This is a genomic window from Psychrobacter sp. AOP31-B2-9 (assembly GCF_052378005.1).
GTDB lineage: Bacteria > Pseudomonadota > Gammaproteobacteria > Pseudomonadales > Moraxellaceae > Psychrobacter.
Map to the genome: position 1 here is coordinate 1 of NZ_JBQSXG010000120.1, position 9,032 is coordinate 9,032.

Genomic DNA, 9,032 nt, shown 5'->3' on the forward strand with positions numbered 1-9,032 from the left:
ATCCTTTTATAATCTTGTCATATTTTATATCTATCAATAGCTCTTGAATAATTGCTATAAGCAGCACTATAAATGATTTGATATCACTCTTTGTAGAGGTATGTTTCTAGCAAAGCTAAATAGCAGCAATGATAATTATCATGAATCACAACATGAGCCAGATATGATATATATACTATAAAGTAGTAAAGACAAAAGCATGCCTAGATAAATAATACCACCTTCAAAAGTACGATTAGCGGTGTCAACATTGTTTGCTCTACTAACTTGTTATCGGTAGTAGGTTTACTTGTTTTCCTTGCTACTTATATTTTAAAAATGGTTTAAAGCGCCTCTAGATATGCAAAAGATGGAAAATAAGGGTGATAATAGCCAGTAGTAGAGTTTTCTAGCTAACTTTTGTTTAATTATAAAACTATTTAGCTTGCTATCATAACATGATTTTATCTCATACTTACTGAGGCTGACTGTACCACGATATAGATACTCACTATAAAACTGCTAAGACGTTAACCTCATCAGCTATAAGTCTTTGTCATTGTTGTGATGGGCTGATTATCGTACTGTGCGGTCATCTTGCATAGACTATTATGAAATAATTGGGCACGGGGTTATTTTGCATTATCGAAATGACGATAAAATAAAAGATAATGCTTATCATACAGTAGCGTTATTTATCATGCACCTAGCGAGTATCACCAAGTGATTGTCATTTAATAAATAATGAAAATGAAGTAGCGATGAAAGTCTTGCTAAAATAATCTGAGCGAAAGCCACATTATCTTATAATAGCCATTAATAACAGCCAAGACATGCCTATTAACAATAATAACGATTACTTATATGGAGGATGATATGTCTATTAATATGTTTACAGTACCATCTAAGCTCAAGATGCAGCATTGGTTACAGCGTAGTACCCTAGCGTTTGCTGTCAGTACATCGATGGTTGCTGGTATCACTGCCACAACGATGACTAGCGTTCAGGCGGCGGTCACTACAGCCGATTTTTCTGACTTAGTCCAACAAGTCACACCTGCAGTTGCTCGTGTCAATGTCACCAAAACCGTCAGCGAAGCTGAGCTTGCCAAGGCACAGACTGCTGAGTTGTTACGGCAGTTCTTTGGTGATCGTCTCAGTATTCCCGAACAAGCTACTATGCCAGCGATTGAGCATGCGTATGGCACAGCCTTTTTTGTGACCTCTGATGGTTATATGCTGACCAATCATCATGTGGTGGAGGGGGCGGATAAAATAACAGTCACGTTAAATGATAGAACAGAACTTGATGCAACCTTGGTCGGTAGTGATGAGCGTTCAGATGTGGCTGTATTGAAAGTGAAGGGCAGTCAGTATCCTGCGTTGCCAATCGGTGACTCAAATGCCATAAAAGTAGGAGAGCCCGTATTAGCCATTGGTTCACCCTTTGGTTTTGACTATTCAGCATCCGCAGGTATTGTCAGTGCCAAGTCGCGCAATTTTTCGCGTGAAACCAGCGTCCCATTTATTCAGACAGATGTGGCACTCAATCCTGGTAACTCAGGTGGACCATTATTCAACCAAAGTGGTGAGGTAATCGGTATCAACTCACGTATCTTTAGTGGTACGGGTGGTTATATGGGGCTGTCATTTTCAATACCGATAGATGCGGCGATAGATATCTATCAGCAGCTCAAAACCGATGGCGAAGTTGTGCGTGCCTATTTAGGTATTTATCCACAAGACATCGACCGCAATTTAGCCGAAGCTTATAAATTGGCTCGCCCTCAAGGTGCGTTATTGACACGAGTATCACCAGATTCACCTGCACAAAAGGCTGGTCTCAAACCTGGCGATATTATTTTGCAATACGATAATGTGCAGATTCAGCGGGCCTCAGATTTGTTAAATCTGCTCAATCGTGCCAAGCCGAACGATGCCTTCCGTGCACAGATTCAGCGTAATGGTAAACAGATGATAGTTAATGGTCAGCTTGCTTATGCCCCTGATGATGTCAGGGCGCAAGGCGGTGATCAGCAAAATGATGATGTACAGTTGGGCCTACGCCTACGCAATTTGACTACAGATGAGCAAGCTGAGATTGCGACAGACAATAAGACAGGTGTTTTGGTGACGACGGTTGATCCTACTGGACTGGCAGCACGTTCAGGTATATTAGCGGGTGATGTGATTACCAATTTTCACCAAAAACAAATTAAGGATGTCACGGATTTTTCAAGTGCCATTTCATCGTTACCTGAAAAAGGTGTAGTGACTATAGAGGTTATCCGTCAAGGTATTCCGGCTATTATTGGTTTGCGTATTGAGTAGGCAGTCATATAAGGATCGTTAATCTACAATGAAAGAGATGCTGTTATAACAGTATGAATGAACAAAGTATGACGCTGAGTGACGATAATTGTACTTGTCTATCATAGAGCTCGACCTCTATAATGGCTGATTTTTTATCATACGATTTAAGATGTGTCTTTAGTGAGAGGAATAGCCAAAGCACTACTAAGCTACTACAGCATTGTCTCTTTTAAAGGTACTACTGGCAAAATATGCAGTCGGCTGCCTTGTATCCATTTTAGAGTTTTTTGACTATATAATTATATTAATGAGTTAAATAATAGCCTTGTTAAATGATTATCTATTGAATAAATGACATGCCCTAATACGGATAAGCCGTTTGATAGCTTCATATCGTTACATAACCATCAGGTAATTATGACTGACCATGTTTTTTATATACTCTGTATTTCTACGTCAGCAGCACTGCTAGCGTATATCGTACTGTGGTCAGTATTACAAACGTTCAATGCTAGTGTCACCAAGCGCTTTATGCGTATTTGGGTTAAGCTGTTGCTTTATTATACAGCCTATACCATGCCCGTTTGGATCGTGTGGTTAGTGTTAGGTTGGTCGCAAGATGTGTTGCCAGTGCTTGCGCAGTTGTCCGCGTCATCCGTATTGATTGCCATATTAGTAATGGGACTGTACTTTTATGCCGCAGTGGTGCAACCCAATCGTTTACGAGTAGAGCATCATGCTGTTGATTTAAACTTATCAACGCCGCTGACAGTAGCTGTACTGGCTGATTTACGCATTGGGCTATATAGTGGCAAGCCGCGTCATATCCGTAAGCTCGTTGCTACTATCAACGAGCTATCAGTAGATGCAGTTTTAATTACTGGAGACTGGCTGTATTATCCAAGTGCCGACTTGGTTGGACAAATGATGTTGTTCAAAGCGGTTAATAAGCCTGTCTATACGGTAATGAGTACTTCGGATTTGTGCTATCAATCGATTAATACGACGAATCAAGGTCAACCCTTGTTAGAAGATACATTGGCTAAAGCGTTTGATGTGCTCGATATCAGTTATATCGGCCAGCAGTGCACCTCATTACCACTTAAGTGCATGGGTACTGTGGACAGTCGACCATTAACAAGCTCTTTGGGTGTTGCTATCGACACTCAAGAGTCCATCAGCCAAAAAGAGGTAGATACCAAATCAGTTGTCGCCGCACTCTGTGGCTGGCAAGATATGCCTAAAAAACTCACTGATAATGAGGATTCAAACACCGCGGCTAAAGTGGCACTTGGTGCCAACATCGCTAGTGCTACTAAGCCAGTGATTATTTTGGCATCACGATTTGATAGTCTTAGCGACTTACCAAAATCTTTGCAACCGCGACCTTTGCTGATTACAGGTGCTGCCAAAGCGTCGCAAAAATCCATGTGGTTGGGTCAAAGAAATCAAGAGGTTCATCGCAGAGATAAACGATCAACCATGCTGAATAATAGTCGTATGGGTCAGCAGCGTGGTTTATATCAACATGGAAATGCGCAGATATTTATCAGTAGTGGTATTGGCACGCGAGGGTTACCTTTTCGGTTGTATCGGCCTACTATCGATGTGTTGACGATTCGTTAATATTCACCAAAAGACTTATCAGTACTTATGCATTGCGCTAAACTAACTGTTAACGCATTAAGCTTAAATGACAAACCTATTTTTCAGAGGTTTTCAAAAAAGAAACCTTGACTCTAACAAGCTTTGGCAGGGTTTGGTACGCAATCATGGTATTGAATAACGATATTGAGAGTCAATTGATTGATAGCGGTCAAATCAAAATATGCTACACTAGCAGGCGTTTTTATTGTTATCTACCAATTGGATTGACAGTAAATAAAAATTGGCGTCCATGACGTTATTATGTATAAATAATTTAGTACCAACATCAAGCAAGATTTAGTCAGCAGCATCTATGAATGCATCCGTTAAGATATGCATTGTTAGCTATATAAACTGCAGACACTTGCAAACGACCTATCATGTGACAGCTTTGACAAAAGCTAGGATAATACAGTAAGGCACAGTTATGAGCACAGCATACGACGAGATTAAAACCCGACTACAAGGCTCAATGGTAGCTTTGGTAACGCCCATGCATCCTGACGGCACGGTCGACTATAAACGTCTGGCAGACCTCATAGATTGGCAGATTGAGCAAGGTACGCATTGCCTTGTTGCAGTTGGTACCACTGGTGAGTCAGCGACCCTATCTATGCAAGAGCATAGCGATGTGATTCGTTATTTTGTACAGCATGTCAAAGGTCGTGTACCTGTCATTGCTGGCACAGGTGCCAATAACACAATGGAAGCAATCAAACTGACTCAAGATGCTGCGGATGCTGGGGCAGACTGTGCATTGCTCGTTGCACCTTACTATAACAAGCCACCTCAAGAAGGCGTGTATCAACATTATAAAGCGATTGCTGAAGCGGTGAATATTCCGCAAATGTTGTACAATGTGCCAGGTCGTACAGTCGTTGATATTGCTCAAGAAACTGTAGAGCGTCTGGCTGATATTGAAAATATCGTGGCAATAAAAGATGCGACTGGTTCTGTCGAACGTGGCGAAAAATTGATCAAAGCGGTTGGTGATCGAATGGTTGTCCTATCTGGCGATGATGGTACTGCGCTTGAATTGATGAAAGTAGGTGGCAAAGGTAATATTTCAGTGACAGCTAACGTCGCACCGAAAGCAATGAGTGATACCTTTACGGCAGCGCTTCAAGGCGATTTTGAAGCGGCTAATAAAGCTCATGATGTGGTCAAGCATTTACATCGTGATTTATTTATCGAATCCAGCCCTATTCCGGTCAAATATGCATTAAATAAAATGGGTATGATAGATACTGGTATGCGTCTACCATTGGTTTGGTTAGCTGAGCAACATCATGCCACTATTGATGAAGCCTTAGTACGTGCAAACTTAATATAGATTCGTAAAAAACACCGTACCAAATGAGCAATGATTGCTAACTCAGAGAGACAATATGATGAAAATATCATCAACGACTACAAAAACATTCCCTGCGATGCTGACCTTAATATTGGGTAGTACCCTAGTATTGAGCGGTTGCCAAGCGACCAAAAACTTACTTGGTAAGCGTGATGACGGTAGCTTAACATACCAACAAAGTGCAAAGCTTGATCCCATAGAGCTACCAGCCGCTAAAGAAACAGCGCCTTTTGTGCCTTTGTACGCAACGCCTAACGCAGGTGAAAATACGCTTGAACTAAAGAATGAGTCGGGTAAGCAGTACCAATTACCACAACCTCAACGTACGGTAAGCACTCTTTCTAATTAAATATATTTCTCAATTTATACCGCTAGCTTGTTATGATTATTTGTTTCACTACGAGTGAATTTTTCATATCAGATGTAGCGGTAGCTGCGCGTTTTTACCACATAAGCTTGAACGAACAGGAAATTCTATAATGCAAAAGCAAAAACTGTTGTACAAAGGTAAAGCCAAATCTGTCTATGAAACAGAAGACGACGACCTTCTCATTCTACACTTCCGCGATGATACCTCAGCGCTTGACGGTAAGCGCATCGAACAGTTAGCACGCAAAGGTGTGGTCAACAATCGCTTCAATGCTTTTATTATGCAAAAGCTGGCTGATGCTGGCATTGAGACACACTTTGAAAAGCAACTCTCTCAAGACGAAGTATTGGTCAAGCGACTAGATATGATCCCGGTCGAGTGCGTGATGCGTAATTTCGCTGCCGGCAGCTTGGTTCGTCGTTTAGGATTAGAAGAAGGGCAGCCGTTGACGCCATCTACTTATGAATTGTTTTATAAAGATGACGCACTTGGTGATCCACTGGTGAATGAGTCACTATCATTGTCACTTGGTTGGGCCACTGAAGCACAGTTGGCAAGAATGGAAGAGTTGACTCATCAAGTTAATGATGTATTGAGCAAATTGTTTGATGCAGGCGATCTGATACTGGTTGATTTCAAGCTAGAGTTTGGTGTATTCCACGACCGTATCGTGTTGGGTGATGAGTTCTCCCCAGATGGTTGCCGTATTTGGGATAAGAGCACTAAGAAAAAGCTCGATAAAGATCGTTTCCGTCAATCATTGGGTGACGTAATCGAAGCTTACGAAGAAGTGGCGAACCGTATTGGTGTGCCATTAAACTAAGCAGTTATTAGGTCAAGCCGTTATTAGATTCCACAAAAAACTGAGCTTATCGCTCAGTTTTTTTATGCAAAAAATTAAAGTGGGCACTTGGTTTAGGTAGCAAAGTTTAGCTATCAAATACTTAGCTATATACTGGTAAGATGAATGTTGCGGGTTTTTAGAACTGAGCTTTTAGAGCCGAGTTTTTAAAATCAAATTTTTGAAATATTGGAATGATACTTCAAGTGCTATAAGTATCGAACTATCAGCTATGGTTCGATTTTAACGATGGTCTTGCTTTTTTCATTTGCTACTAACAACAGACCCTAACAAGTAAGGCACTCGATTTGAAAATTTTAATGGTGTTATTTTATGGCCTGAACAAGGGTGCTGGTGTTGAACGAGTAGGTTCTATGATTGCTAACGGCTTATCTGAAGTTGGCCATGACATAATATTGGCCAGTCTTGGGCCTTGTGATGAACCTTTTTTTCCTCTAAATGAAGATATCAAAGTCATTTCACTATTAGGCTCTGCGCGCACTAATTTTGCTCATACTCCTTATACTGTCTATAAAATAAGAAAGCTGTTAAAAGTAGAGCATGTTGACGTAATGATAGCCGTAGACACCAAATCCATTCCATATACTTTACCCGCAACGTTAGGCCTGAAAGTAAAGCACATAGGCTGGGAGCATTTTAACTTTGATCCCAACGAAGGTATCAGTCGAGACTCTATCGTCAGACATTTAGCGGCGCGATACTGTGATTCAGTGGTTACTTTAACCAAAAGAGATAAGGAGTATTGGCTAAAAAATACTCGTCATAAGTCACAAGTAACCGCTATAGCCAATCCTTGTCCATTTCCCATTCAAGAATATATCGAGGAAAATAAAAAAATAGTATTGGCGGTTGGTCGCCTACATAGAGAAAAAGGGTTTGATTTATTACTTGAAGCTTGGCTTCAGGTAGCTAGCATTCTGCCAGAATGGACATTAAAAATAGTTGGGGAGGGTGAAGAAAGAGCCCAGCTAACGAAGTTTATCGAAGCAAACCAAATAACCGAGAGTGTAGAGTTGGTTGGCGCGACTGATAATGTGGGTCACTATTATAGAGAGGCAGAGATATTTTGTCTGAGCTCTCGAGTAGAAGGGTTCGGTATGGTTTTAACGGAGGCTTTGTCTTTTGGTCTTCCTATTGTTAGTTTTGATTGTTGGCCTGGTCCCGCAGAAGTTTTAGAAGGTACGGGCTCTATTTTAGTTCCTGAAAATAATGTTGACCAACTTGCTTTAGCATTGATTGGTTTGATGCAAGATGATGAACAGAAAAAAACTATTAGCTTAAAAGGAAGAGAAAAAGTCGAAATCTATCAACCCGATCATATAATAAGCGAGTGGTTAGATCTACTTAACAGCTTTGAATGACTTAACGTAGAGTACTCATTAGCTGTATGAGCGGTTCAACATAAAAGTAAGAAAAGGTATCGCCCATGTCTACATCGATTATTTTAGAGCCATCATGGTTTACGCGTCCTACTTGTGTGGTCGCTGCCGACTTAATAGGCAAAGTACTGTGCCGCAAACTTATCGATAGCGACGGATCAGAAAAAATATTGCGTATGCGTATCTCTGAAACCGAAGCCTATATAGGTCAAAATGACCCTGCTTGCCATTCCCATGCAGGCACTCGAACGACACGCACAGAGATTATGTATCAGTCAGGTGGTGTATTCTATGTGTATTTGACCTACGGTGTTCATCACATGCTCAACTTAATTAGTGGGCAGTCTGAATCACCCGAATCGGTATTGATCCGCGCTGGGTTTTTGATTGATGAGAGCGATCGTTTGAGTGATGAGCAACACCTGATTCCTGCCAAACAGCTCAGCCACCCAAAACAGTTTTCTGGTCCTGGTAAGCTGACGAAGCGTTTGCAAATAGACCGAGATTTATATGGTAAACCTATTAGTCCAGCATCTGGCGTGTGGATAGAGGATGATAATTGTGCGCCGCCAGTATCATTACGCACGCGTATTGGGATTGACTACGCCGGAGATGCCAAAGACTGGCTATTGCGTTATATATGGACCGATCATGCTTCCTTGTCTAAGAACTAATAGATTAAGATTTAAACTTATTTTATGAGGTGAATCAATGTATAAGTTGACCGTTTTTATTCCTGATGAAGCGTTAGATGAAGTAAAGTCTGCTCTGTTTGCGGCTGGTGCTGGGAAAATTGGCGCCTATGAGCAGTGCTGTTGGCAAGTAAAGGGAACAGGCCAGTTCAAGCCATTGGCAGGTAGTAACCCGCATATCGGTACGCACGGTAGACTCGAAGCAGTTGAGGAGTGGCGAGTGGAGATGGTGGTTGATGAGTCATATATCGAGGCTGTGATTACAGCACTCAAAAGCAGTCACCCGTACGAAACGCCTGCTTACGATGTCATTAAGGTATTAGCGTTTTAAAATTAAAGCGCCAATATCATCAGACACAATAAACCATCAAGCTGAAATGGTTCTTATTTGGCATTGAGGTTGGGTTTAATGATAGCAAGGTATGATTAATTTTTT

General features: G+C 41.2%; 8 protein-coding genes. All 8 read left to right on the plus strand.

The genetic code is table 11. From position 1 onward, the window contains the following. Positions 1–843 precede the first annotated feature (843 nt). The 8 genes from ACT3SX_RS11840 to ACT3SX_RS11875 all read left to right on the plus strand — a co-directional run bounded on the left by ACT3SX_RS11840 (position 844) and on the right by ACT3SX_RS11875 (position 8,927). Positions 844–2,310 (plus strand): Do family serine endopeptidase, encoded by a 1,467-nt coding sequence (locus tag ACT3SX_RS11840; RefSeq protein WP_413038459.1) that lies wholly within the window; start codon positions 844–846, stop codon positions 2,308–2,310. A 399-nt stretch (positions 2,311–2,709) separates the two neighbouring features. Beyond that, positions 2,710–3,918, plus strand: a complete 1,209-nt coding sequence (locus ACT3SX_RS11845; RefSeq protein WP_192520038.1) for a hypothetical protein — start codon at positions 2,710–2,712, stop codon at positions 3,916–3,918. Between the two features lie 448 nt (positions 3,919–4,366). Beyond that, positions 4,367–5,272, plus strand: a complete 906-nt coding sequence (dapA, locus tag ACT3SX_RS11850) for a 4-hydroxy-tetrahydrodipicolinate synthase (RefSeq protein WP_192520039.1) — start codon at positions 4,367–4,369, stop codon at positions 5,270–5,272. A 55-nt stretch (positions 5,273–5,327) separates the two neighbouring features. Further along, positions 5,328–5,642, plus strand: a complete 315-nt coding sequence (locus tag ACT3SX_RS11855; protein WP_225739244.1) for a hypothetical protein — start codon at positions 5,328–5,330, stop codon at positions 5,640–5,642. 130 nt (positions 5,643–5,772) lie between these two features. Then, positions 5,773–6,486 carry a phosphoribosylaminoimidazolesuccinocarboxamide synthase gene (gene purC / locus ACT3SX_RS11860; protein ID WP_192520041.1) on the plus strand — a complete coding sequence of 238 codons (714 nt, stop codon included), beginning with the start codon at positions 5,773–5,775 and terminating at the stop codon, positions 6,484–6,486. 326 nt (positions 6,487–6,812) lie between these two features. Then, complete coding sequence (locus ACT3SX_RS11865; protein WP_225739245.1) at positions 6,813–7,886, plus strand: glycosyltransferase family 4 protein; 1,074 nt, start codon at positions 6,813–6,815, stop codon at positions 7,884–7,886. Positions 7,887–7,951: 65 nt separating this feature from the next. Then, positions 7,952–8,578 (plus strand): DNA-3-methyladenine glycosylase, encoded by a 627-nt coding sequence (locus ACT3SX_RS11870; RefSeq protein WP_192520042.1) that lies wholly within the window; start codon positions 7,952–7,954, stop codon positions 8,576–8,578. A 37-nt stretch (positions 8,579–8,615) separates the two neighbouring features. Continuing rightward, positions 8,616–8,927 carry an NGG1p interacting factor NIF3 gene (locus ACT3SX_RS11875; protein ID WP_192520043.1) on the plus strand — a complete coding sequence of 104 codons (312 nt, stop codon included), beginning with the start codon at positions 8,616–8,618 and terminating at the stop codon, positions 8,925–8,927. Positions 8,928–9,032 lie beyond the last annotated feature (105 nt).